Origin of the sequence: Desulfovibrio desulfuricans DSM 642, from assembly GCF_000420465.1 — a bacterium.
GTDB classification, from domain to species: Bacteria; Desulfobacterota; Desulfovibrionia; order Desulfovibrionales; family Desulfovibrionaceae; genus Desulfovibrio; species Desulfovibrio desulfuricans.
Genome location: NZ_ATUZ01000013.1, coordinates 488,779 through 514,868, shown reverse-complemented (window position 1 = coordinate 514,868; position 26,090 = coordinate 488,779). Strand labels below are relative to the sequence as shown.

The 26,090-nt window shown below is 56.6% G+C and carries 21 protein-coding genes and 1 pseudogene; 7 read left to right on the top strand and 15 right to left on the bottom strand.

What is annotated here, in order from left to right; all coding sequences use genetic code 11:
- Nucleotide 1: 1 nt before the first annotated feature.
- From G449_RS18545 to nikA, 14 genes and pseudogenes are all read right to left on the bottom strand, one after another.
- Nucleotides 2-469 (bottom strand): annotated as a pseudogene (locus tag G449_RS18545) (NADH-quinone oxidoreductase subunit B); the annotation flags it as partial.
- Complete coding sequence (locus tag G449_RS0107840; RefSeq protein WP_022658757.1) at nt 454-864, bottom strand: NADH-quinone oxidoreductase subunit A; 411 nt, start codon at nt 862-864, stop codon at nt 454-456. The gene G449_RS0107840 and the pseudogene G449_RS18545, both read right to left, overlap by 16 nt.
- 610 nt (nt 865-1,474) lie before the next feature.
- Nucleotides 1,475-2,893, bottom strand: coding sequence for a [FeFe] hydrogenase H-cluster radical SAM maturase HydG (gene hydG / locus G449_RS0107835; protein ID WP_022658756.1), 1,419 nt, complete (start codon nt 2,891-2,893; stop codon nt 1,475-1,477).
- Nucleotides 2,894-3,282: 389 nt separating this feature from the next.
- Complete coding sequence (locus G449_RS0107830) at nt 3,283-3,657, bottom strand: iron hydrogenase small subunit (protein WP_022658755.1); 375 nt, start codon at nt 3,655-3,657, stop codon at nt 3,283-3,285.
- 12 nt (nt 3,658-3,669) lie between these two features.
- A complete protein-coding gene (locus G449_RS0107825; RefSeq protein ID WP_022658754.1) occupies nt 3,670-4,926 on the bottom strand; it encodes a [FeFe] hydrogenase, group A in 1,257 nt (418 codons plus the stop codon).
- An 84-nt stretch (nt 4,927-5,010) separates the two neighbouring features.
- A complete protein-coding gene (gene hydE / locus G449_RS16500) occupies nt 5,011-6,039 on the bottom strand; it encodes a [FeFe] hydrogenase H-cluster radical SAM maturase HydE (protein WP_022658753.1) in 1,029 nt (342 codons plus the stop codon).
- Between the two features lie 376 nt (nt 6,040-6,415).
- A complete protein-coding gene (gene hydF / locus G449_RS0107815; protein ID WP_022658752.1) occupies nt 6,416-7,648 on the bottom strand; it encodes a [FeFe] hydrogenase H-cluster maturation GTPase HydF in 1,233 nt (410 codons plus the stop codon).
- 39 nt (nt 7,649-7,687) lie between these two features.
- A complete protein-coding gene (locus G449_RS0107810) occupies nt 7,688-9,145 on the bottom strand; it encodes an aspartate ammonia-lyase (RefSeq protein WP_022658751.1) in 1,458 nt (485 codons plus the stop codon).
- Nucleotides 9,146-9,212: 67 nt separating this feature from the next.
- Entirely contained in the window at nt 9,213-9,977 is a 765-nt protein-coding gene (locus G449_RS0107805; RefSeq protein ID WP_022658750.1) for a class I SAM-dependent methyltransferase, read from the bottom strand.
- A 35-nt stretch (nt 9,978-10,012) separates the two neighbouring features.
- Nucleotides 10,013-10,771, bottom strand: coding sequence for an ABC transporter ATP-binding protein (locus G449_RS0107800; RefSeq protein WP_022658749.1), 759 nt, complete (start codon nt 10,769-10,771; stop codon nt 10,013-10,015).
- A complete protein-coding gene (locus G449_RS0107795; RefSeq protein ID WP_022658748.1) occupies nt 10,764-11,639 on the bottom strand; it encodes an ABC transporter ATP-binding protein in 876 nt (291 codons plus the stop codon). The genes G449_RS0107800 and G449_RS0107795 overlap by 8 nt, the downstream gene beginning before the upstream one ends.
- A complete protein-coding gene (gene opp1C / locus G449_RS0107790; protein WP_022658747.1) occupies nt 11,636-12,481 on the bottom strand; it encodes a nickel/cobalt ABC transporter permease in 846 nt (281 codons plus the stop codon). The genes G449_RS0107795 and opp1C overlap by 4 nt, the downstream gene beginning before the upstream one ends.
- The gene (gene opp1B, locus G449_RS0107785) at nt 12,478-13,413 is read right to left on the bottom strand and encodes a nickel/cobalt ABC transporter permease (RefSeq protein ID WP_022658746.1); all 936 of its coding nucleotides are present in this window, start codon (nt 13,411-13,413) and stop codon (nt 12,478-12,480) included. The genes opp1C and opp1B overlap by 4 nt, the downstream gene beginning before the upstream one ends.
- Nucleotides 13,414-13,479: 66 nt before the next feature.
- Nucleotides 13,480-15,075 (bottom strand): nickel ABC transporter substrate-binding protein, encoded by a 1,596-nt coding sequence (gene nikA, locus G449_RS0107780; protein ID WP_022658745.1) that lies wholly within the window; start codon nt 15,073-15,075, stop codon nt 13,480-13,482.
- 147 nt (nt 15,076-15,222) lie between these two features.
- Here nikA and G449_RS0107775 point away from each other — a divergent pair, with 147 nt between their 5' ends.
- From G449_RS0107775 to G449_RS0107750, 6 genes are all read left to right on the top strand, one after another.
- Nucleotides 15,223-16,812 carry an outer membrane homotrimeric porin gene (locus G449_RS0107775; protein WP_022658744.1) on the top strand — a complete coding sequence of 530 codons (1,590 nt, stop codon included), beginning with the start codon at nt 15,223-15,225 and terminating at the stop codon, nt 16,810-16,812.
- Nucleotides 16,813-17,168: 356 nt separating this feature from the next.
- Complete coding sequence (locus G449_RS0107770; RefSeq protein WP_022658743.1) at nt 17,169-19,265, top strand: TonB-dependent receptor; 2,097 nt, start codon at nt 17,169-17,171, stop codon at nt 19,263-19,265.
- A gap of 50 nt (nt 19,266-19,315) precedes the next feature.
- Nucleotides 19,316-19,924 (top strand): class I SAM-dependent methyltransferase, encoded by a 609-nt coding sequence (locus tag G449_RS0107765; protein WP_022658742.1) that lies wholly within the window; start codon nt 19,316-19,318, stop codon nt 19,922-19,924.
- Nucleotides 19,925-19,936: 12 nt separating this feature from the next.
- Complete coding sequence (locus G449_RS0107760) at nt 19,937-20,758, top strand: metal ABC transporter solute-binding protein, Zn/Mn family (RefSeq protein WP_022658741.1); 822 nt, start codon at nt 19,937-19,939, stop codon at nt 20,756-20,758.
- Complete coding sequence (locus G449_RS16495) at nt 20,755-21,531, top strand: ABC transporter ATP-binding protein (protein ID WP_022658740.1); 777 nt, start codon at nt 20,755-20,757, stop codon at nt 21,529-21,531. Before G449_RS0107760 ends, G449_RS16495 begins: the two co-directional genes overlap by 4 nt.
- Before the next feature lie 39 nt (nt 21,532-21,570).
- Nucleotides 21,571-22,425, top strand: coding sequence for a metal ABC transporter permease (locus tag G449_RS0107750; protein ID WP_022658739.1), 855 nt, complete (start codon nt 21,571-21,573; stop codon nt 22,423-22,425).
- Here G449_RS0107750 and G449_RS0107745 read toward each other — a convergent pair.
- Entirely contained in the window at nt 22,422-23,033 is a 612-nt protein-coding gene (locus G449_RS0107745) for an energy transducer TonB (protein WP_159060451.1), read from the bottom strand. The two genes, G449_RS0107750 and G449_RS0107745, sit on opposite strands and share 4 nt — an antisense overlap.
- An 821-nt stretch (nt 23,034-23,854) precedes the next feature.
- Here G449_RS0107745 and G449_RS17780 point away from each other — a divergent pair.
- Entirely contained in the window at nt 23,855-25,972 is a 2,118-nt protein-coding gene (locus G449_RS17780) for a methyl-accepting chemotaxis protein (RefSeq protein WP_022658737.1), read from the top strand.
- The last annotated feature ends 118 nt before the right edge of the window (nt 25,973-26,090 follow it).

The window sequence follows — 26,090 nt, the reverse complement described above, 5'->3', positions numbered from 1 at the left end:
CCACGGGCCAGCGCCGGGTGCCTGTGAGCTTTTCTTCCAGCTTCAAGATGCCTTCAATCAGGGCTTCCGGCCTTGGCGGGCACCCAGGAATGAACACATCAACAGGAAAAAGCTTGCCCACCCCTTCCACCACGGCGTACTGCCCTTCATACACAAAAGGCCCGCCGGAAATGGCGCAATTGCCCATGGCGATGACCCACTTTGGCTCGGGCATCTGGTCGTAAAGGATCTGCACAGCCGGGGCCATCTTTTTATTGATGGTTCCGGAAACGATCATCACATCGCTCTGCCGGGGCGATGGCCTGAACACCTCGGCCCCAAAGCGCGCCAGATCAAAGCGGGACGCGCCGGTCGCCATCATTTCAATGGCGCAGCAGGCAAGGCCGAATGTCATGGGCCAGAGCGAATTGGCCCGGCACATGTCCAGCAGCGAATCCAGCCGCGAAAAGTGGACTACCGATCCGAATATATTTTCCGTTGCCACTGGAACACTCCCTTTTTCCACGCGTACAGAATGACGAGGGACAAAATGCCCACGAACAGAAAAACTTCCGCGAACGTCAGGAAATCGCTGATGGGAGAAGCCTTGTTGTAGATAACCGCAACAGGGAAGAGAAAGAGAATATCAACAGCAAATGCGAGGAACAGCAGCGAATACATATAATATACCGCGCCGAATTTGATCCAGGCATCGCCAATGGGGTCAATGCCGCACTCAACAATCTGGCGGGTTTTGCCCACAGTGTTGCGAGTGATGCGAGGGGCAAGAAAAAAAACTATTACAAAAGGCCCCAGAGCAAAGCTCATACCGCCAAGGCAGAATGCCATTATGTAGACAATGTCAACAAGTTCGCTGCTAGACATAAATTTTTCCTTGTAATAGGAATAAAATTTACGAAAAGATATACTTGATCAATCCACAAACAATTAAAACAACAGTTGCTTGTGAATTTATAAATTAATGTAAATACTACTCCGCCAGAAAGTTTGTGTCAATAATTGTTAAAAAAAATACATGCTTCTGTTCAAAAATGTACAATTAAAGGAATTTTTTATTCAATCATATTAGCACATTAATCACTTATCTGAAATTGCGTGCAATCACAAAAAGTGAAAAAAACAATTTTATTTTCATTGCTGGCGGTAAGCAGATCTAATAACTCCCATAAACAAGCTGAAATTATTTACTATTTTTGTTTTGTGCTATTTTATTAATAAAAATAGCACAAAAAATCATAAAAATTGCAGCTTGTCGCACACGGCTGAATGGTGGTCAGGGCGTTGCCGCAGCGAAAAAAGAACTCTGTGGGGGCAGTGGCTTGCGACTGCGGGCAACTGAGAGACCAAGGCTCCAGTGCAAATAAAAAATATCCCCCAGCCCTAGCGGGGCCTACATACAAAAAAGGCGCATTGGGGTAACTCCAATGCGCCGCAGTCCGTTTAGCCTCCTGCAAAACCTTCAGAAAAACTTACCTCAAAATCGAAAGTCCCGCTGACCGCTTTCAATGGCGGCAAGGTATTCCACAGCCTTTTTGCGCACCTTGTCGCTGGGAATTTTGTTCAGTTCCTGCTCTATCATGGCAAGGCCCATCTGCCGGGTTTGCGGCGAGGCGTAGTCCTGCAAATATTCCTTGAGGGTCAGCAGGGCGTTGGGGTGACAGCAGTTCAAAATCTGCTGGCTCTTGCACAGGCTCATAAAACGGTCGCCAGTACGGCCCTCGCGGTAACAGGCCGTGCAAAAACTCGGCACATGCCCCTGCTCCATGAGCCAGCGCACCACCTCGTCCAGCGTGCGGCGATCGCTCACATCAAACTGCGCGGAATTGTCTTCTTCCGGCTCCGGCTCATAGTACCCGCCAACGCTGGTGCGTGAACCGCCGCTGATCTGCGAAATGCCCAGAGGCAACACCTTTTCACGCACGGCCTTGCTCTCACGCGTGGAAACAATCATGCCCGTGTACGGCACAGATACGCGAATACAGGCGCAGATGCGGGCAAACGTATCGTCGCTGATGCCGTTGTCGAACACGTCAGGGTTGATGTCGTCTGCGCGCCGAATGCGCGGCACGCTGATGGTGTGCGGGCCAACGCCCTGCACGGCTTCGAGGTGCTCGGCGTGCATGAGCAGAGCCGCAAATTCATAACGGTAGCCCTCAAGACCGAAAAGCACCCCCAGGCCCACATCGTCAATGCCGCCCTGCATGGCGCGATCCATGGCCTCAGTGTGCCAGGCGTAGTCGTGCTTGGGCCCTGCCGGATGCAGCTTTTCGTAACTCTGCTTGTGGTAGGTTTCCTGAAACAGAATGTACGTGCCGATGCCAGCATCCTTGAGCATTGCGTATTCTTCCACCGTGGTCGCCGCGATGTTCACATTTACCCGGCGGATGGCCCCGTTCTTGCGCTTGATGCTGTAAATGGTCTTGATGCACTCAAGTATGTACTCAATGGGGTTCATGGTGGGGTGTTCGCCCGCCTCAAGCGCAAGACGCTTGTGCCCCATGTCCTGCAAGGCAATGACCTCGCGGGCTACTTCTTCCTGACTGAGTTTTTTGCGGGCGATGTTTTTATTCTGCGAATGATACGGGCAATACACGCAACTGTTGATGCAGTGGTTTGAGAGATACAGCGGCGCAAACATGACAATGCGGTTGCCGTAAAAGTCGTGCTTGATCTGATTGGCAAGCCTGTACACCTGCTCCACTTTCTCCGGCAGCTCGCAGGCAAGCAGCACCGAGGCCTCGCGGTGGGTCAGGCCTTTTTTTTGCGCAGCCTTGGCAATGATGGAGTCAATAAGTTCTGCATCGCGCGCGTGCTCGGTTGCATAGCTCAAGGTATCGAGCACTTCACTGTGGTCAATAAATTCATCTGCGCGCAACGACTGGGGATTGTACATAAAAAACCTCCGGCAAGACCCATATTCTCAGGCGGTGCGGGCGGGTGACCAGCCATATTGGCATAGAGAACTCGACAGGCAGACTGTGAAAAAACATCCCGTGGGAATTGCTTTTTCGCAAAAAGAGAAAATACAGGCTGCAAACTTGACGTTTTTGCTGGCGGCAGGCTCCGCCACTGGATATCTCACCGAAATCAAAAAATTATTTATAGGGCTGTGCACTACGTATGTGAACAGCCCGTGTGCGCTGTTGCGGGCTACCTGATTACCTGAATAAATGGCCAGGGGCAGCCCAGCATTCAAACTGGCCGACACGGGGGGCAAACCGTGTCGGCCGTGGGTCTGGCCTGAGGGGTCTTGGGGTCCCTCAGGTGGAAAAGGCCGTGGCTTTATTCGTACGGATAGGCGGTACCCTCAAACTCCTTGTGGCGAGGGTTGGGGTATTCGCCTGAAGCCGTAAGAGCCTTGAGGCCTTTTGATTTATCAAACCACTTGGTGTGGAGGTTTTCTTCTGATTTATGGCTCAGGGGCTTGCCGAGCCAGGAATCGTAAAGTGCCTTTACCTGCGTATTGTCCTGGCTGGCGCGCTTGGGAAAGGCCGAGTCGGCACTGTACACGGCGGCAGAGCGGTCGCTCATGTAATCTTTGAAATCCTTGGCGGCGGCGTAGGCCTTGTTGGCCATGCGAACCCCAAGCAGCAACCCGCCGGAAAGAATACACGCGCCTTTCAGAAATCCGCGTCTGGTGGTGGCAATGATAGACATGGGCGGCCTCCTCTAGGCTTTGGGCTGGGTGTTGGCAAGACGCTGCTTCAATCCGGCAAACAGGCTTGTGGCCTTGCGTTCCGCGCTTTGCAGCATGTTGGGCATGATGGGCTGCCCGCCGCCGCACACGCACCCGCCGGGGCAGGCCATAAATTCAATGAAATGATACGGCGATTTGCCCGCCCGCACTTCATCGCACACCTGGGCAAAGCGTTTTGCGCCATGCACAACCGCCAGATGCAGTTCAATGCCGTTGACGGTTACCGTATATTCCTTCAGGCCCTTGAGCCCGCGCACCTGCTTGAAATCCCACGATTCCGGCCGCTTGCCGGTTACAGCCTGATAGGCGTAGCGCAAGGCCGCTTCCATAACGCCGCCGGACACGCCGAATATGGTCGCGCCGCCGGTGGATTCGCCCATGAGGCTGTCGCGCTGGCCGTCGGGCAGCTTGTTAAAGTCAATGCCCGCCTGACGGATCATGTAGGCCAGTTCACGCGTGGTCAGGGTGGCGTCGATGTCGCGCAGGTCATTCTGTGCATATTCCTGACGCAGACCTTCGTACTTTTTGGCTACGCAGGGCATGATGGAAACAGTATACAGGCTCTTGGGGTCGTACTTGGCCTTTTCTGCGCCATAGGTTTTGGCAAGGCGGCCATTCATGGCCACAGGCGATTTACAGGATGAAAAATGCGGCAACAGGTCGGGATAGAAGGTTTCCGCATACTTTTGCCAGCCGGGACAGCAGGAGGTAAATTGCGGCAGATCGCGCTTTGCACCGAGGCGCTCCACAAATTCCGAGGCTTCTTCCCAGATGGTCACGTCAGCGGCAAATTCCGTATCCCAGCAGTTGGAGAAACCAAGCTGCTTGAGGGCTGCCAGCATTTTGCCCGTGGTAACGCTGCCGGGGGCGAGGCCAAAGGCTTCGCCAAGAGCGTAGCGCACAGAAGGCGCAGGCATGGCAATGCATTTGACGCTTTTGTCCTGCAATTTCTTTTGCAGCTCCGGCACCCAGGTCTGCACCTCATAGATGGCCATTTCCGGGCAGTGGGTCAGGCACTGGGCGCAGTTGATACATGGTTCTGGGTGGGCAATCTTGTGCGTGAGGCCGGTTTCGCCATAAATGGCGCCGCTGGGGCAGTATTCCTGACAGGAATCGCAGCCGATGCATTTTTCGGGATCAATCTGCACAAAAAACATCTTGTCGCCGTCCGCGCCCTGGGGGGGCACATTGAGCTCGTACGCGATGTGTTCCATTTCAATGCGCGGCATTACAGCCTCCTGGCGGGTAACAGGTTGATTTGTTCACAGCGGCGCGTTTGCGTCCGCCCGGTGATTCTGCAAGTAAATTCGGGCCTAGGCCGATGCGTGAGGCGCGCCAGAAACGGCACAGGACACAAGGCCTGAAACAACATCCTGTGCCGCTGGCTCCTGCCAGCGGGCAAGGGTGTGGCTGCGCCCAGCCCCTTCAATGGCCTTGCGCGCGCCAAGCATGTCCACACGGTTCTTATTGTCGTAAATGCAGTACTGACTGCCGTAAGCTGACGGCGTAAACGAGGGCATGAGCACATTGCCGCCCGCCAGCAGGCCGTTGCGTTGCCCGCCCTGTGCGTCCACCGTTGCCAGTGCCGTAGTGGCGGGAATGTTGGCCCAGGGCATGACAATGCGCATGACGGCCATCACACGCAGGGCGAGCTGCGCGCTGCCCGCAGGATACGCGCCAAGCGGCGTGTCGTGCTGCGGAATGAACGGCCCGGCCCCGCACATGGAAACCCCAAGCCTGCGGGCCAGAATAATGTCGTCTGCCAGCGAGTTCAGGCTCTGACCGGGCAGGCCCACCATAAAACCGGAGCCGATCTCGTAGCCAAGCCGCTGCAAAACACGCAGGCTGGCAATGCGCTCCGCCAGCACATGCCCAGGATGCAGGGCCTCGTAGAGCAATGGATCGGCGGTTTCGTGCTTGAGCAGAAAGCGCACTGCGCCAGCCTCTTTCCACAAGGCATATGCGGCGCGCGGATGCTCGCCCACGCTCAGGGTCACGGGCACGTTGAGCCCGCCGCGCAGGCAGTCAATCACATCGGCCAGCCACATGGGATCAATGGCGTATTCACCCGATTGCAGCACAATGGTGTCTGCACCAAGGGCAACGGCGCGCGTGGCGGCTGCCATGATCTCCGCCTTGGCAAGCGTGTACCGCCGCAGATTGGCGTTCTCGCAGCGCAAACCGCAGTAGCGGCAGTTGCGCCTGCACGAATTTGAAAATTCTATGAGGCCGCGAACATGCACATGCGCGCCTTTTTCTTCTTCCAGCACACGGGCGGCACGTTCGCAAACCGCCTCAAAGGGCTGTGCAAACAGGAGATCAAGTATTTCTTCGCGGCGCATGCTTTACCATCCAATCCTGTGCCATGAACCGCCACTGCCAGCCAAACCAGCACGTGTGCAGCCCGATATGCCCAACGTCCTAAGAAAATGTGTTACAAAATTTAAAAAAGTAACACTAAACAAGCAAGAAACTCCCAAAAAGATCGACCACCACCCGTGTTCGCCCACGCAGGCGTTGTCGCTGTGGGCATGACAGAGCACGGCATGTGCGCACAGTGTTTTGAGCAGATTGCCCCTTGGTAACACTTTTGTCAATTACGTAACAACATTTTATTTAGCAAAAAGGACTCACCTTGCTTTGCCTACAATTTAACATTTGTTAATTAAGATAGTTAGCTTGTTTTGCCCACAACCGGATTTCGGACGCACTGCCCGCTCAGACCTGTGAAACGGCGTCAAAAGCCGTCAGAGCAGCGGGAAAAGGCTCAAGAACCCTGCGCAGCACGCCCTGCACATGCGAGATAGCCAGCCCGTAGTTGGTCATGGGAATCCCCTGCTCATGGGCGCGCCCCAGGCGCGCAAGCATACTTTGCCGATTGAAGGTGCAGGCTCCGCAGTGGATTATGAGCCTGTAGGGGCTGAGATCGTCAGGAAAATCCCGCCCCGCCAGATTATCCACGCGGATGTCGCCCCCGGCGTATTGCCTGAGCCAGCGCGGTATCTTGACCCGCCCGATGTCATCCGCCGAAGGATGATGCCCGCAGGCCTCGGACACCAGCACGGCATCGCCGGGTTGCAACTGGTCGATGGCAGCCGCGCCCCTGGCAAAAGCCGCCAGATCGCCCTTGAAACGGGCCATGAGGATGGAAAACGTGGTCAGCGGGATATCTGGCGGCGTGTCGGCCACAGCCTTGAGCACAATCTGCGAATCGCAGACCACGAGAGCGGGTTTTTTGTTCAGCCGGGCCAGCGCAGGGGCCAGTTCCCGCTCTTTCACCACCATGCAGGAGGCGTCGCTGTCGAGAATATCGCGTATGGCCTGCACCTGCGGCAGTATGAGCCGCCCCTTGGGCGCGCCAAGGTCAATGGGAACCACCAGCACTGCCAGTTCGCCCGCTGGCAGCAGGTCGCCCAGCAGGCGCGGCTCCGCAAACCAGTGTTCCGGCGCAAGGGCCGCCAGAGCTTCACGCACCTGCCCCATGCCCTTGCCTGTCATGGCGGATACGCTCATCCAGCGGATGCCGTCCTTATCCAGCCCGCCAAGCTGCCCGGCAGAAGGGGCTGCCAGATCGCACTTGCCAAAAACCACACCAAAAGGAATTTTGCGCTCACGCAACTGGCCCACAAAAAAATCTTCATACTCGCCCCACTGCCCCGGCTCCACGGCCAGCAGGGCAACATCCGTACGCTCAAGGGCCTTGAGCGTGCGCTCCTTGCGCAGCTCGCCCAGCGCGCCCACATCGTCAATGCCCGCAGTATCAATAAATACCACAGGCCCGAGGGGCGCCAGTTCCAGCGTTTTTTCAACCGGGTCGGTGGTTGTGCCGGGCGTGTCGGAAACAATGGAAACCTGCTGCCCCGCCAGTGCGTTGAGCAGGGACGACTTGCCAACATTGCGCCGACCATAGATGCCTATGTGCAGGCGCAGACTTTTGGGTGTTTCATTCATGCCAGAAGCTCCGGTTGCGTAACTTACCCGCCTGTTGCCCTACCTGTGCCCAAGGGCCGTTGCGGCCTCTGCGCTGAGCAGCTTGTCCACATCCTCCGCCTTAATCAGGCCCCGCTCCAGCACCACCGCGCGCACGCTCTGCCCGTTTTTGTGCGCCTGGGCGGCTATTTCGCCCGCAAGCGCATAGCCAAGCACTGGCACAAGCGCAGTAACCGTGGCAAATGACCTGCCAAGATGCCGGGCGCAGGCGGCTTCGTCAGCCTCAAGGCCCTGCACGCAATTTTCGGCCAGCATGGTATTGGCCTGCGCCAACAGATGCATGCTGCCAAGCAGGCAATCCGCCAGCAGCGGCATGAATGCGTTAAGCTCCAGTTGCCCCATAAATGCGGCCTGGGTCACGGCGCTGTCATCGGCCACGACCCGCAGAGCGGCCTGTGATGCGGCCTCGCAGATTACGGGGTTGACCTTGCCCGGCATGATGCTTGACCCCGCCTGCCTTGCTGGCAGTTTAAGCTCGCCTATTCCCGCCGAGGGGCCGGATGAAAGCAATCGCAAGTCAGCGCAAATTTTGAATAAATTTACTGCATGGGCTTTAAGGATGCCGGAAACTTCAACCAGTGGATCAACATTCTGCGTGGCGTCCACCAGATTTTCTGCCCGCGAGAGGCCCAGCCCCGTGACCTCGCGCAGCTTTTCGATCACCAGAAAAATGTATTTGCGGGGGGCGGTTATGCCCGTGCCCACCGCCGTGCCGCCAAGGTTGACCACGCGCAGCCGCTCCGCGCACTTGAACACGCGCCAGCGGTCGCGCGAGAGGCATTCCGCCCAAGCGGAACACTCCATGCCAAGAGTCACGGGCACGGCATCCTGCAACTGGGTGCGGCCCACCTTGAGAATATGGCGAAAGGCCAGTTCTTTTTCCTGAAAGGCAGATTGCAGGGCTGCAATGGCCAGTTCCAGATCCTTGAGCAGAAACAGGGCGGCAACCCGCACCGCAGTTGGGTACACATCGTTGGTGGACTGGTGAAGGTTCACATGCCGCAGGGGAGCTATGCGGGCGTAAGAGCCAAAGCTGCCCCCAAGCAGTTCTTCGGCCCGGTTGGCAAGTACCTCGTTCATATTCATATTGGTGGAGGTTCCCGCGCCGCCTTGCAGGGCATCCACCACAAAGGCATGAGCCAGACCGCCATGGGCAACCTCGCGGCAGGCATCGGCAATGGCCTGCGCCTCGGGCTGGGGCAGATAGCCAAGCTCCTCGTTGGCGCGGCAGCAGGCCAGCTTGACGAGCGCCATTGCCCGCACAAGCTCCGGCCTCACGGCACGGCCCGAAAGTGGGAAATTTGCCAGCGCACGGGCCGTATGCACGCCCCAGTATGCCGACAGTGGGACATCCACTGCGCCCAGTGCGTCCGATTCCTGCCTGTACGGCTGCGCACTAGGCTGTGCAACGCCCGGCTGCACGCCGGAGTTGACGGAGTGTGCCTTGCCACTACTCATCAGTCACCCCTCCCTGCAACGGGCATTTCCCCCGCCGCAGCTTCAAACAAAGCCCGCCGGCTGGCTGCTACTTGATCGCCCGCAGGGCAAACATGGGCACAGGATTGTAGGTTTCATCGCGGTGGGCGTAGATGCGCGCGCTCAGGCCGTGGTCGCACCAGCAGTCTGAAAAACCGGAGTTGCGCAGGGTCTGCACGTCCCATACCGGGCGGGATTCGGAACTGAGCGGCAACTGGCGGCGAATGTTTTCGCATTCACGCATCATGTCGTCATTTATGCCCACATGCTGATCCGCCAGATCCAGAAAAGAAACCGAGCCGTAGTCAGCGTCAAAATTCAAGAGCACCCCGCCGGGCCGCAGCACGCGGTTCCACTCCCGGTACGCGGCGGCGGCATCCTGAAGCGTCCAGGTGAGGTTGCGCGAAATCACAGCGTCAAAACTTGCGGATTCAAACTCAAGGCAACAGGCATCCATGCGCTGAAAGGCCACATCGCACCCGGCTTGCCGGGCAAGGGCCGAGCCTTCGTCCAGCATGGCCTGGGTCATGTCCACGCCGCAGACGCAATGGCCCTGTTCTGCCAGCAGAATGGCAAAAAATCCGGCCCCGGTGCCCACATCAAGGATGCGCAATGGCCTTGCCTCTGGCAGATGGGGCATGATTTCCGCCAGCCACAGGGATTTTTTCTCACAGGCAAGCTCATGACGCCGTATTTCGCCGTAGCTTTCGGCCCGGCGCGACCAGTAGTTTTCTATGCGGCCCGTGAGCGTCGGGCCGGGGACGGACATGGCATCCGGAGTGGCGCAGGCTGTATCTGTAGCGTATTGGCTCATAAAGACTCCTTGAATTTTTGCCGGATCAATACCGCTCAGCCATTCCAGGCCGAACGAAACAGGATTGCCGAACTCACCAGTTTTTGCGCATAGGGGTGCGAAACGCCAGCCAGCCCTGTGCCCGAGGCCTGTTCCACAATGCGGCCCTGATGCATAAAAAGAATATCATCGCACAGATAGGTCACGGCCTGGAGGTCGTGCGCTATGAAAAAATAGGTCATGTTGCCCTTGAGCTCGCGCAGCAGGTCAAGAATGCGGGTCTGCACCGAAACATCCAGCGAGCTGATGGCCTCGTCAAAGACCACAAAGCGGGGATCCGTGGCGATGGCGCGGGCAATGCACACCCGCTGCAACTGACCGCCGCTGACCTCATGGGGCAAGCGGTCTGCAAGGTTTGCGGCAAGGGCCACGCGGTCCATGAGCGCAAGCACTGCCCTGTCCGACCCAGCACCTCTGCCGCAGGCCAGCAAAGGCTCACGGATGATGCCGCGGATGGTGTAGGCCGGATTGACCGAGGTTGTGTAATCCTGAAAAACCACGCTCATGCGGCCAGGATTGCGCCGCAGCCACTGGCCCACACTCTGCCCTTCTAGCAATACCGTGCCGCTGCTTGGGCGCTCCAGCCCGAGAACAATGCGGCTCAGCGTGCTTTTGCCGCTGCCGCTCTCGCCCACCAGCCCCACGGTCGCGCCCACTGGTATGTGAAAACTCACGTCATGCAGAACAGATTTGGGCTGGGGATTCCACAATCCGCCCTTGCCATAGCTTTTGCAGATATTTCTTACCTCAAGCATGGGCGCGCTCCAGCATGGCTTCAAAACCCCGCGTCAGCGCAAGCCTCGTGCGGATGAGATACTGCGTATATTCGTGCTGCGGCGCGTTAAACACGGTTTCCGCAGAGCCGTATTCCACGCAGCGGCCATCCTTCATCACAAGTACGGCATCTGCCAGACGCTGCACCACGCCCAGATCGTGCGAAACAAAGATCATGGCGGTATTGCACTGTGCCCGCAGTTCCAGAAACCGTTGCACGACCTCAAACTGCGTTTCCGCATCCAGTGCCGTGGTGGGTTCGTCGGCAACGATGATCTGCGGCTCAAGGGCCAATGCCAGAGCAATCATGCAGCGTTGCAGCATGCCGCCTGAAAGCTCGTGCGGGTAGCTGCGCAAAACTTCCTGCGGCGCGTCAAGGCGCACGCGCCCGAACATGGTTACGGCCAGATCATCTGCCTGCCCGGCGGTGTACGCCCCATGCGCAGTCAGGGTTTCCCTAAACTGCGCCCCCATGGTGTACAGGGGGTCAAAGGCTGTCATGGGCTGTTGCAGCACCATGGCAATCTTGCTGCCCCGGAGCTGGCGCATCCGCTCCGCCGGGGCATGCACAAGATCAATACCGTTAAAAACAGCCGTGCCCTCACCCGCAAGCGTGGGCGGCAAAAGGCCCATGATGCTGCGGCAGGTCAGGGTTTTGCCGCTGCCGCTTTCGCCCACAATGCCAAGGCAGGCCCCGGCGGCAAGCGTAAAGTTCACGCCGTGCACAAGCGCCTGCCCGTTTGCGCGCTGCACCACGCGCAGATCGCGCACATCAAGGACATCGGGCACATGGGGTGCTGCGCCGCAGGACGGCTCCTGCTTCTGGCAATCTGTATTGAACGCGCTCACAGGCTCACCCCCTGCAGGGTGGTGTGGGCTGGGTCAAGGGCATCGCGCAGGCTGTCGCCCAAAAAGTTGAAAGCCGCCACAACCAGCAGGATTGTCATCCCTGCGGGCAGCATCTGCTGCGGATACATGGACATGATGTCCTTGGCGTCGCTGAGCATGGCTCCCCACTCCGCCGTGGGCGGCTGCACGCCGAGGCCCAGAAAGGACAAAGCCGAAACCGACAATATCACCGCCCCGGTATCGAGCGTTGCCAGCACAATGATTTCGCCCAGCGCGCCGGGCAGCAGATGCCTGCGGAAGATGTGCCACATGCCGCAGCCCGCCACGCGGGCAAAGCGCACATAGTTGACGTCCGTATACTGCATGACCACAGAGCGAACCATGCGCGTGTACCAGGGCCACTTGGCAATCACGCTGGCAATGACCACATTGCCAAGCCCCGGCCCAAGCATGCCCACAATGGCCAGAATGAGCACCTCGCTGGGAAAGGACATCATCACATCGCAAAAGCGCATGATGGTTTCGTCAACCTTGCCGCGACAGAAACCGGCCACAATGCCCAATCCGCTGCCGATAACAAGGGTTATGCCCATGGTGAGCAGCGAAAAGCCCAGGGTGGCGCGCCCGCCCCAGATGAGCCGGGACAGCACGTCCCTGCCGAGCTGGTCGGTACCAAGGGGATGCGCCAGCGACCATGCTGCAAATTTGTTTCTCACATCAATGGCCGTGGGATCCCACGGAGCCGCCAGGGGCGCGCACAGCGCAAGCGCCGCCACGGCAAGCAGAAAGCACAGGCAGACCATGCCCACAGGGTCGTTGCGCAGCCGCCGCCATACCCTCATGCCTGCCCCCTGGCGCGCAGGCGCGGATCAATGACTGCGCACAAGATGTCCACCAGCAGGTTGCAGCCCACAAACATCACGGCCATCAGCAGCACATAGGCCTGAATGACGGGGAAATCGCGGTTAAAAATGGCGGTGACGCACAGCCAGCCGAGGCCGGGCCAGGCAAAGATGGTTTCTACCACAAAAGTTCCGGCCATGAGCTTTGGCAGCGACATGCCAAGCCCGGTCAGGGTGGATTGCAGGGAATTGCGAAATATATGCCGCCAGATCATGCTCCGCGTGAGGCCCCTCGCCCTAGCATAGAGCACGGAATTCTTCTGCTTGTTCTGCACCATGCTGTTGCGCAAAAGCCGCGCATAGGTGGAAATGTAGGACAAAGAGAGTGTCGCTGCTGGCAGAATGACCGAGCTTGCGCCCTGCATGCCGCTGGTGGGCAACCAGTTGAGCTTGACGGAAAAAAGCCACATGAGCAGCAGTCCGGCCCAGAAACCGGGCGTGGCAGTGCCAAGAAAAATAAACCCGCGCAGCAGGTAATCCACAGTGCGTCCCTCGTACATGGCGCACACAAAAGCCATACCCACGCTGCACACCGCCATAAAGAGCGTTGCCGTCAGCGCCAGCCACACGGTGGGGGGCAAGGCCCGGGCCAGTTCCTGCGCAACGGGCTTGTTGTCCACATAGCGCCTGCCCAGATCACCCTGCGCAACGGCGCACATCCAGTCCGCATAGCGCGTCAGAAAAGGCTTGTTGAGGCCAAGCTGCTCACGCGTGATAGCCAGCACTTCATCCGTGGGCTCGATTTCATTGACGCGGACTGCCACCTCGGCCGGGTCGCTTGGGCTGAGCTGGATGATGACGAATGAAACAAAGGAAATCCCCAGCAAAAGCGGGATTGTCAGCAGGAGGCGGCGGAGAATGTATGCTTTCATATATGTGGAGCATGGGGCGCGCCCTTGCGACTGTGCAAAGACGCGCCCCTGAACTGTGCCTGCTGCCTAGCGGGCGGGTGTGTTCTCGAAATACATTTTTTCAAAAGGAATTTCGTACTGCGAAACAGCGAATCCAACGCCCTGCAATGCTTTGGAATGCACAGCCTTGGTGCGCGAGTACGAAATGGGAATATACACGCCCTCGTCATGTACATAGGTGAGAACTTCCCTGTACATGGCCTTGCGGGTCGCTTCATCCGGTTCAATCATGAGCTGGCTGATGGTTTTATCCAGCCATTCCTTGCGCTCCATGCCCACCTGGGCCTGATAGTCGCCGTGCGCGGGTTTGCGCCACGATGAAAGGTAGGACTGCGGGTCGTAGGGGGTTCCCCACGAAAGCGAGTATTGCAGTTCAAAATCGCCAGTGCGCTGGCGGTCAAGAAATGCCTGCTTTTCTTCACCTATGATCTTCATTTCTATGCCGACCTTTTTCAGGTCGCTCTGCACGTATTCGGCAAGGGTGCGCTCCTGCGCATTCTGCGAATTGTAGTACAGGCGCACTACGGCCTTTTGCCCGTCCTTGGCGCGCAGGCCATCGGGGCCGAGCTTCCAGCCAGCGGCCTCAAGCATGGCTGCGGCTTTGGCCGGATCATAGCCGCGCACGGGCAAACCAAGGTCGCAATAGGGTACCGTGGGCGAAATAAGCGTGTCGGCCACGCTTTCCGTGCCGTTCAGAACGCCGTCCACAATGGCCTGCTTGTTGACCGCATATTGCAGGGCCATGCGCACGGCGCGGTCTTTGGTCACGGGCTGGTGCGCATTGAGCAGGATGGCGCGCGAGGCAATGGGCTTGCTGATAAGGGTGGCGTACTTGCCTTCCTTTTGCAGCGCGTTAAAGGCGTCCATGTTCAGCATGTCGCCGTCTGCACCAAAAACCAAATCAATTTCACCCTTTTGCAGGGCAAGCATAATGGTCTGATGGTCAGGCATGACGCGCCAACGCACGGCCTGCAGCCTGGGCTGAGCGCCCCAGTAATTTTTGTTGGCCGTAAACAGCGCGTACTGCTTTTCCTTGTGTTCAGTCAGCACCCAGGGGCCGGTGCCCACATAGCCGGAAACACCGTCCTTGGTCTGACCGTTAATAAAGCAGTTGGGCGAAATAATACGGAATGGCCGCACAAGCCCCAGTTCCACCAGGGTGGGATAGTACGGATGCGTGAGCACAAGGCGGTACGTGTACGTGTCCACCACTTCGTTGCGCTCAATCTCGTTAACCATTTCAAATCCATGCCGCTGCCTGTTGGCAACAATGGCGTCCATGTTCAGCTTGACGGCGGCGGCATCAAAGGGTGCGCCGTCTGTGAATGTCACGCCCTTGCGCAAATGAAATGTGTACACCCGGCCATCGGGCGAAATTTCCCAGCTTTCGGCAAGGCAGGGCTTCACACCCTCGGGGGTGTTCACCACCAGCGGTTCAAACACCATACTCTGGGCGGCCATTTCCCCGGAGTAGAGATGGGGATTGATGATGCGGATGTCCTTGGTGCTGGCGTAGACCATTTCAGTACGCTGCGCCTGGGCAGTGGATTTTTCATCATTCTGGCAGGCGGATATGTTCAGGCAGCAGATCAGGGCCGCCAGTACAAAACCGATTTTTCGCATATCGCGCTCCATGCGGCGAGGCAGATTTAGGGGTTGACAATAGTAGCACTTTTTCTGCAAAGATAACATCGCCGTTGCAAGCAAATCCAGTAGCACGAACTTATAAAACGTGTCCATATGAAATCTTACGTCACTATCGGGGGAACGATGCGGAAAAAAGTTTTATCGCTTCTGGCTGTCGCAGCCTTGCTGCCTGGCCTTGCCGCCACTGCGCAGGCTGTGGACTTCAAGACCAAGGGCGTCTGGATCATGAATTTTGAATATGGCGGCGGCGGCAATTTTATGGAACGGGGGCGCTCAGTAAACGGCACGCAGGCCAACCGCACCACGGGCTGGGGCCGTTATAATGAAGACCAGTTCGAGGCCAAGTCGCGTGTGCGCCTTCAGCTTGACGCCGTGGCATCAGAAGCGCTTTCCGGCACCGTGTATTTTGAGATTGGCCGCCAGTACTGGGGGCAGGCCGGCAACAAGTCCGGCGCGGCTCTGGGGGCGGACGGCAACAACGTCATCAAGATCAAGCACAGCTACCTTGACTGGACCATGCCGCAAACCGATGTAAAGGTTCGCATGGGCATTCAGCGCATCTTTTTGCCGGACTACGTGACCGAAGCCTCGCAGGCCTTTGACGCCGACACCGCAGGCATAACGGTTTCCGTGCCGGTAAACGAACACCTCTCGCTCACAGGATTCTGGGCGCGCGCCTACAATGACAACTGGGCCGGAACCGGAAATTCCCCGCAGAGCTATCTGGACAACTTTGATCTTTTCGGCCTTACCGCTCCCCTGCGTTTTGAAGGCGTCAACATCACCCCCTGGGGCCTTGTGGGCGCGTTTGGCAGCAATACCTTTCGCAAGAACAATGATTTTTACGGCAAAAACAACGATGGCGCGGGCGCGCTGGGCGTAGCCCCTGCTACGTATGCCCTCAATGACGGCAAGGTCGGGCGGCAGATCGCCAATGCCTACTCCACCATTTTCTGGGCAGGCCTGACAGGCGAAGCCGTGGCCTGGAATCCCTTCCGGCTGGCGTGGAGCTTCAACTACGGGCAGTCGGACACTGGCGTTGAAACCCTGAACCGCAAGGGCTGGTACGGCTCCCTGCTGGCAGAATACAGTATGGATTGGGGTGTTCCCGGTATCTACGGCTGGTATACGAGCGGCGACGACGGCAACGTGAAAAACGGCTCCGAGCGCATGCCCACCATTGAAGCCAACAACGAAAGCACCAACGGGCTGGACAGTTTCGGCACGCTCGGCACCCTCACCCTTGGGCGCGATACCCTGCTTAGCTCCACCTTTGTGGGAACCTGGGGCGTGGGCGCGCGCGTGAAAGACGTGAGCTTTCTGGACAAGCTCAAGCACACCTTCCACGCCAACCTGCTTGGCGGCACCAACAGCCCCACCATGGCCAAGTACATCAAGGGGCAGAAAGATGTGGACGGGCAAACCCTGTTCCGCCCCGATGTAACCCCCGGCAGCATGGGCGATTTCAACACGGCCAACTACTACGGCCTGTACCTGACCTCGCGCGACTACGCTGCGGAATTTGGCGTCACCTCCACCTACCAGATGTACGACAACTTCAAGATTGTGGTGGAAGCCAACTACATTGCCCTGTGGCTTGACCAGTCCAAGGATGTCTGGGGCGGGTACACCACCACAAGCGGCGCGCGTATGGGCGGCGTCACCACCCAGGACGCCTGGAACGTCAACATGAGCTTTATCTACAAATTCTAAACGCCACGCGCCAAGCAAATTCCCCCGAGTCCGGCGGGGAGGCTGATCTAGCAGCTTCCCTGCCGGGTACAATCCCCCCTCTTTTGCCAGCATACCACACGGGCATTCTTGCAGATATTCATGGTATCACCAGCTTGACTGTATCGCAGACAAACTATAGTTTGTGTTACATTTTTTAAAAAAATAACATAAATCAACAAGCTGGGCGGCATCCTTGCGCCCTTTTGCTGTATTTGTCGCCCGCACGGTAACACTTTTTTGTATTACATAACACTCTCAAAAGGTTGTGCAGCAATCCCCTGCGAAAAGCCCACGCGCACCCCGCGCGACAGGTATAAGAAGGAGGAAGACGTGTAATGAACAAGGTTTCAGCAATTGTGGCGGCTGCCGTGCTTGCAGGCCACTGTCTTTGCGTTCAGCCGGGCTGGGCTGCAGAGACTCCACCCGAAACAGGAGGGCAGGAGGCCCCTGCCTCAAAGGCAGACCTCACGCAGGGCAGCCTGACAGCGTATGACCTGCCCGCCGTAACCGCTTTCGGCGTGGCCGATCAGGCTCCAACTGTTCCAGTGCAGACGCGGTTTGGCACCCAGTACAACGTGGTGACTGAAGAGCAGATCCGCCTACAGAACTCTCTTGATTTTTATGACGCCCTGCGCAACGTGCCGGGCGTCATGTATCAGAAAAAGAACATCATCGGCGGGCAAACCAGCGCGAGCCTTTATGTGCGCGGGCGCGGCGCAAGCCATCCAAGCCCTGACATCAATATCTTTTTTGATGACGTGCCGCGCAGCGGCGTGCTGTACGGGCAGGCCTTGGCCGACGGCATCCCGGTTTACGCCCTCGGGGGCATGGAAATTTACAAATACCCCCAGCCGTCGCGCTTTGGCACCGGTTATGCCATGCTGAACTTTATTCCCAAATACATGACCAAGGAAGGTTATGAGCTGCGCATTGGCGCAGAGGGCGGCAGCTTTGGCACCGTAGCCGAAAACGTGGGCATGGGCGCAAAAAAAGACAATGTGGATATTTATGCCGCGCAAAGCCTTGTCAGCACGCTGGGGCACAAGGATCACACAGCGGCCTACCAGGCGAGCTACTACGGCAACATGGGCATAGGCCTGTCTGACAACTGGTCGTTGCGCATGATGGCCAACCGGGTGGATGCACAGACTCAGGTTCCCAACAATCCCATTACCAATACCCGCACCACAGACCGCTACGATACACAGACAAGCCTTGCCACGTTGAGCCTCATCAACAAGTACAACAACGCCAATGGTTACCTCAAAGGCTATTACAACGACACGCTGTTTTATCTGCGCGGCGAAAATTCCAACACAACCACATCGGTGCAAACCAACAATCTGTACGGATTGCGAGGCCGCGAAACCTATTCCATCTGGGAAGGCAGCGAGATCGTCAATGGCTTTGATCTTGATATCAGCGACCTGCGCAACGATCAGCGGACGTATTCCACAGATTCCACAACATCGTGGGAATTTCCGCAGCACAGGATGTTTTCGCCCTACGCTGCCATCAGCCAGATGTTTGGCAGCAAGGAGAGCTTTCACATTACGCCTTCCGCTGGTCTGCGCCTGTACACAAGCAACCTCTTTGAAGACAAAACCGCCCCTCAGGCGGGCCTTGTGCTTGGCTACAACAACACCAATCTTGGCCTCAACTACGCGCGGGGCGTCAACTATCCAAGCCCTGTTATCCTCCAGGGCCTGCTGACCAACAAAACATCATTGCCTTCCGGTCTGGACACCAAGGATATTCGCCCCGAAGTGGTGGACCACTATGAAATGTCGCTCAGCCACACCCAGCCGGGGCTGTTCACGACAAGCGCCACGGTCTTTCACGATGACGGCCGCGACAGGCTGCGCGCCTATATGTACGGGAACGCCAACCCCACCAGCGACTTTTTCACTTCGTCCGCGTCTGAATACAAAATTGACGGGCTTGAACTTGCTGGCAGCGTCACGCCCACAGACAACCTTGAGCTCTTTGTGGGCGCAACATGGCTGAAAACATGGGCCAAGGGCGATGACGGCGAAACTACAAGCAAAATGCCCTACACGCCTGCCTTTGCCCTGCAAACCGGCTTCAAGTGGAAGTTCTTTGATAACTTCCAGCTCAGCGGCGATTACCAGTACCTCAAGGATGTTTACGCAGCCAACTGGATGCGGACGACAAACCCCAAAACGCCTTCCAGCAACGTAACCACACTGAATGAAAGAAATCGTCTGCCCGACATCAACGTGTTTAACGCAAGGCTGGACTATACTTTCAGCTACGATGACATGCACATTGAAGAAGGCAAGGTCTTTGTGGCGGTAAACAACATCTTCAATACGCCATACGCATACAGCATGGAGCTTTCCGGCAACAACCGGGGGCTTTACAACATGCCTGGCACAAGCGTCATGGTTGGCTTTGACCTCAAGTTCTAATCAGTATTGCGCCGCCTTGCGTGCAGGGCGGCGCTTTTTCAGGAGGCAGCATGATCAAGAACTCTGCACAACAGGCTGAAAGAGTGGATTTTTTCAACGCGCACGCCACCGGATGGGAGGCCCGAAACTATCCGCCGGAAAAACTCCGGCAGGTTGACCAGCTGGTTCAGGGTCTGCCCCTGGCGCATGCCCAGGTTATTCTGGATGTGGGCTGCGGCGAAGGTGTGCTGCAGCCTTTTTTGCAAAAATACGCCCAGACCGATGCGTCATTCCTGGCGCTCGACCCTTCCGCAGCAATGCTCAAATGTCTTTCCGCGCGCTTTCCCCATGTGCGTGCATATCAGGCCGAGGCAGAATGCATGCCCTTGCCGGACGCCAGCGTGGACATGGTTATCTGTTTTTCCGCCTTTCCGCACGTGGTGGACAAAAAAACTGCGGCTCTCGAGTTTTATCGCGTTCTGCGTCCCGCAGGACGGGCCTATGTGCTGCACATAGATGGCCGAGAAAAACTCAATCAGCTTCATGACAGCCACCATGCCGTTGAGGGCGATCATCTGCCCTGCCCCACGGGCATGCGCATCATCTTTTCCGAGGCTGGTTTTACGAACATTGAGGCCAGTGAAGGGCCGGATTACGTTCACTTTTGCGCTATAAAATAGCTGGGATACGCCATGAAAAAATTTGCCGCCCTTCTGTGGCTTGCACTGATCCTCATTCCCCTTTCCGCAACAGCGGCGGAACCGCTGCGTGTTGTGGCCGGAACTTCGCTTATTTCAGATATTGTTGCCGACCTGACAGAAGGTAAAAGCGAAACGCTCACCCTGATCCAGGGTTCAAGTTGCCCTGGGCATGAGAATGCAAGCACCGGGGATTATGTTTTTGCCGCCAAGGCAAAACTGCTGCTCGTTCACCCGTTTCAGCGCCATCTGCAGCAGGTCGATGCCATGCTTCAGGCTGTGGGCAATCCTTTGCTTGCTATTGTTGAAGTAAGCCCGCGTGGCAGCTGGCTCATACCCGATATACAAAAGCAGGCCGTGCGGGAAATTGCGGCGGCGCTTGAAGGCGCAGCCCCTGAGCTTGCGCCGGTTATCAGGCAAAGGGCGCTGCAAAGGCTGCAAAAGATTGACGCCATTGCCGCAGAATGCCGCTCCGCGCTTGCTGCCACGCAGGGCTTGCCTGTTATCGCAGCCTACATGCAGGCAGAATTTGTAAAATGGGCGGGCTTTGACGTGATCCGCACCTTTGGCAGGGCTGAAGACGTTAATGCGCGTGGGCTGGCTGAAATTTTGTGCGCAGTCAAAGACAGCCCCGTGGCGGGTGTGGTGGATAATTATCAGAGCGGGCCAGACGCGGGGCTTCCGTTGGCGCTGGAGCTTGGGGTGACGCATGTGGTGCTTTCCAATTTTCCAGGTTCCAGCGACGACGCGCCGGACTATTTCAGCCTGTTGCGCCGTAACGTGGCGCAATTGCAAACCATAAAGGCAAAGCCGTGACCCCGTGCCTGGCCGAACTGCGCAACGTCAGCGTTCACTACGGCAAGCGATGCATCCTGAACGGCATAAACCTGCGCATCGAAAAGGGTGATTTCTGGACGCTCATCGGCCCCAACGGCGCAGGCAAGTCCACTCTGATGGGCCTTTTTAACGGGCTTACGCCACACAATGGCGGCACCGTGTATTTCAAAGGTAAAAGTGTAAGCCCAGACATGCTGGGCGAGGTACGCCGTCAGGTGGCGCATGTTTTTCAGGCTACCGACCTTGATCCCAAAATGCCGCTTTCTGTCTTCGCCTCCGTGCTCAGCGGCACCTATGGGCGGCTGGGGCTGTTTCGCTGGCCGGGAAAAAAAGAAAAAAATCTTGCTATGCAATCACTTGAAGTCGTTGGCCTTGCGCACCTGGCCCAGCGGCCTATCGGGCATCTTTCGGGTGGCGAAAGGCAGCGGGTGGCGCTTGCCCGCGCCCTGGCGCAGGAGCCGGAACTACTGCTGCTTGACGAACCCACAGCCGCGCTTGACTGGCGTGCGCAGCGGGACATCTGCAATGCTGTTGCCACACTGCGTGAAGCATTCAACCTCACTGTCATCATGGTTACACATGACCTCAACGCTGTGTTTGCGCTGGCTCAAAAGGTTGCCATGCTGCGGGCTGGCGGCATGCTCTGGCAGGGCAACGCGCAGAATGCCGTCAATGCCGAGCTTTTGAGCAGACTGTACGATGTGCCCATTCAGATAGCGCACAGCGGCGAGCGCAGGGCGGCCTTGTTTTAAGCAGGGCGGCCCTGCACGACAAATAACTGCGGGTGAAATATGGATGACTTTTTTCAGTACGCCTTTTTGCAAAGGGCCTTGCTTATGGCCTTGCTTGGCGGTTCGGTCTGTGGGGCAATGGGCGTCTTTGTGGTGTTGTGGCGCATGAGTCTGGTGGGGATGTGCGTTTCGCACGCCGCCTTTGCCGGGGCGCTGCTTGCCTTATGGCTTGGCGCTCCACCGCTGGCGGGGGGGCTTGCAGCCAGCCTTGGGGCTGCCTCTGCTGTGGGGCCGCTTGCCGAAAAACCCGGATTCAGCCTTGATACCGCCATGGGTGTTGTCTTTTCGGTGGTGATGAGCCTGGCCATGCTGGCTTTGGGCCTTATGCCCGGCGCGCGGACAGAAGGCCTCAGCCTCATATGGGGAAGCCTGCTCACGGTCACACGCTTTGACCTGCAACTCATGGCCGCAACCGCCTTTCTTCTATTTGGCTTTGTCTTTCTGTTTTTCAAGGAAATCGAGGCAATCATGGGGCAGAGGCATGCGGCGGTCGCTGCGGGTATCCCCGTCAAGGGCATCTACTATGCCTGCCTCATTTTGATGGGGCTGGTGGTGGCTTGTGCCCTCAAGGCCATCGGCGGCTTATTGATCTATGCGCTTATTGTTACACCAGCAGCCACGGCATTGCAGATCACCTATCGCCTGAGCCGCATGTTTCTGCTGGCCGCCCTGTTCGGCGCGGTAGCTTCCGTTGCGGGCCTGTGGCTTTCATTCCATTGGGCTGTGCCGCCGGGGGCCGTTATTGTGCTGGTTTCTTCCGCCATACTTGTTGCAGCCATGATCTTTTCGCCCAAGAAGACATGCCGGAGCGAGCAGACATCTCCTGTCGAGAGAGCAATCAGGCCTGATCGCTAAAGCCCCTTGAGCACAAAGAGCATGGGAATACGCACCACACAGGGGATAGCTTTGCCCTCCCGCTGGGCAGGCTTGAACGATGACGACTGCACACAGGCCAGCGCCGCATCGGCAAAATCTTCATGATCAGCCTGCAACACTCGGGCGCGGAGCAGCTTGCCCTGCATATCAAGATAGGCTTCCACAACCGCCTTTCCTTCAAGGTTACGGCGTTGGGCAGCGCGGGGGTACCGCAATGGAGCCTGCCGTAAAAATCGTGGCCCGCCCTGAGCATTCCAGGGCATAACCTGCGGATGGGGGGAACCATCCCCCTGCACAGCGCCCGTGGCCTGCTCCAAAGGGCCAGAGCCGCTGCTGGCAGAGCCTTGACCGCCATCACCGCCAGATTGAACTGGCAGGCCGGCTTGGGCAGACTGCCCCGCGGCTGTGGTTACCTGCTGGGGCTTTGGCTGGGCCGATTGCTCCTGCCTGTGTTGCGAGGGCTGCGCCTTGTAGTTGCCAGCGGGCCTTTCTGCCTGCTTCGGCTTGACAGAATGCTTTTTTACAGGAACAGCCGCCTCAGACACCGTTTGCTCGGCTTTTGCTGCTGTTTCTGTCATTGGCTGCATAACTGGAACATCCTCAGCCATGCCGCCCGCAGCCTGTGCCTGCAGCCCCACCACTCCTGCCAATGAACTCCCCACACCTGAGAGACTGACCATCACTGCCCCGCCTGACTGAACCGGAAGATACCGGGGCAAGGCGTAGGCCCCTGCAAGCAGGCATGCCGCGAGCACAGCGTGCAGAATGGCGGAATACCCCAACCAGCGGGCAAACAAACGTTTGCTGCGCCGAGGCGGCGGGTAATCAAACGGCAACACGGGAACCTCCGGGACAGTACAGGTCAGGAAGATATAAAATTTGACTGCAATTCTGGCCCAAATTGTGAACACGAACTTCTAAATCATAACACGAAGAGTAGTAGTACAAAAAAAATAAATATGCCACTACCACCCCTTGCGCCATACCTCCCAATCCAAACCAGCTCGGGCTATTCGAAAATTATATTTTTTTATACTTAAAAATAAGAGTGTTAATGTATTAAAAATAAATTGATAGCGATAAACACTATATCTTACTTATTATTACACTACTATCCACTATCACTAACTGACTAAACAAATGCGAAATAAATAATTGTAACTAATTAAAATATAATAATATATTCAATTTACATTAAAATATTTAATACAAACAGCAACTTGATTGATACGCTCTCAACAACGTTATTGTCTTTTGCCTTAATTATGCTACTACAAACGTTAAATCCTTTGTAAAAGTCGCAACACATTTATTACATACAATTATTAGCTTGCTATAGAGATGCCATAGAACGCAAGCGCATCACCCGCAAATTGAGTAAGACAACCGTTTTAAGGAGGAAGCCACCATGCTTGCCGATCTCAAGATTGCCCGAAAACTCAGTCTTCTGCTCGTATTGCCCATGGCGACTTTTCTCTTCGTTGTTTCTGCGGAAAACATTCAACGCTGGAAGACGATAGACCACCTTAAAGCCATAGAACGCTCGCTGGTTGTCAGCCTCTCTGCTGGTGAACTTATCCACGAGCTGCAAAAAGAGCGTGGTTACACGGCTGGATTCCTGGGCAGCAAGGGCAAAAGGTTTTCTTCCGAACTGGCGGAACAGACAGATAAATCCAATTCAGCCTATAAAAACTTTACTGCTGTACTTGCTGGCGCTGATAGTCTGGAAAATGACTCTCTTGCAAGAATATTTGCGACATCTACCCAAAACTTTACAGACCTTTCTACAACCAGAAACGCTGCCAAAGACGCCCGCATTGATGCCCTTCAGGCCATTGCAGCGTACAATACCAGTATCAATGAATTGATCGCTGCGATTTCTGAACTGAACGCCCGCGCCGACCTTGCCTTCACATCAATCATTCAGCTTTTGCACGGCAAGGAGATTGCCGGGCAGGAGCGTGCCACGCTCAACGCCGCCTTTTCTGCCGGAACCTTCAGCAAACAGCTCTACCGCGACTGGCTCTACAGGGTCAGCTCACAAAACACCTATCTGAGTTCGTTTGCGGAACTGGGCGGCAAGGCGGCGCTAAACCTGCTGCAAAGCAAAATGCAATCTGTTGATGAAGAAGTGACGCGATTCCGCGATACTGCCTACGCCAACCTTGAAAAATCCAGCCTGGAGGCTGATCCGCAGCAATGGTTTGCAGCGTCCACGCGCCGCATCGACAAGCTGATGGAAGTGGAAAAAGCTTGGGGAGATCAATTGCTTGGAAACGCTCGCGAAGAAGTGCGTCTGGCCCAGAGGAGCCTCTTGATCGCTGTTTCTGCCGCGCTTCTGGTGGCCTTTTTCACCATTCTGCTGGGTTGGAGAATCTGCATCACTATTGGAAGGCCAGTGCGCAGCACCCTGCGCTACGCCCAAGGCATCACGCACGGGGATTTTGATTCGGTTCTGACAGTCAAACAGAATGACGAGATCGGCGGCCTTGCCGATGTGCTGCGCGAAATGGTCACCCGCCTGAAAGAACAGATTCAGACGGCCCAACAACAGCATGCCCTTGCTGATGAACGCGGCAACCTGGCGGAACAGTGCAGAATAACAGCCGAGCAGGCAGAGAAAGAAGCAAATACAAGAGCCAGCACCCTTGCAACGGCTGTAGACAAAATTCACGGCGTTGTGGAATCGCTTAATCTCGCCCTCAACAACCTTGAGGAACAGGTGCGCATTTCTACGCAAGGCGCAACCAGCCAGTCCAACAGGCTTGATACCACAACCAGCGCCATGCAGGAAATGAGCACCACTGTCATTGAAGTTGCAAAAAATGCTGCTGATGCCGCCCAAACGGCAGATAATTCACACACCAAGGCAAGCGAAGGCTCCACAGTTGTTGAAAATGTCATTTCTGCAATCGCTCAGGTGCAAGAGCAGTCCAACAAGATGAAGGTCGATATGGGCCTGCTCGGTCAGCAGGCCGAGGGCATTGGGCAAGTCCTGGATGTCATCAGTGATATTGCCGACCAGACCAACCTTTTGGCGCTCAATGCTGCCATTGAGGCTGCGCGCGCAGGCGATGCAGGCCGGGGTTTTGCCGTGGTTGCGGACGAAGTGCGCAAGCTGGCCGAAAAAACCATGACAGCGACCAAGGAGGTGGGAGAAGCCATCCACGCGGTTCAGGGCGGAACACGCAAACATATCTCGCACGTGGAGCAGTCCGCTGCAACCATTGAGCAGGTCACGGTTCTGGCCCGGCAGTCTGGCGAAGCATTGCAGGCTCTTGTGCAACTGGCAAACGCCTCTACCATTCAGGCCCAATCCATCGCCACAGCTTCCGAAGAACAGTCCGCCTCCAGCGAAACCATCCACAGCAGCCTTGAAGATATCAATCAGCTTGCCCTTAACACCGCAAACGCCATGGATCAGGCGACCTCAGTTCTCAACGAACTGCGCACGCAGACCGACATTCTGGTCGGCGTTATGGCGGATTTAAAAAGTACCGGCATCAAGAAATCTGTTTTGATGTAAGGAGGTCAGCCAGGGTACATTTGAAATCTTGTACTTTCAACAGTATACAGGCGCAAGGAGTACTGATATCTATTAACTGTGTCGGGTATCCATCAACCACCCTGCAACCATGTTCTTC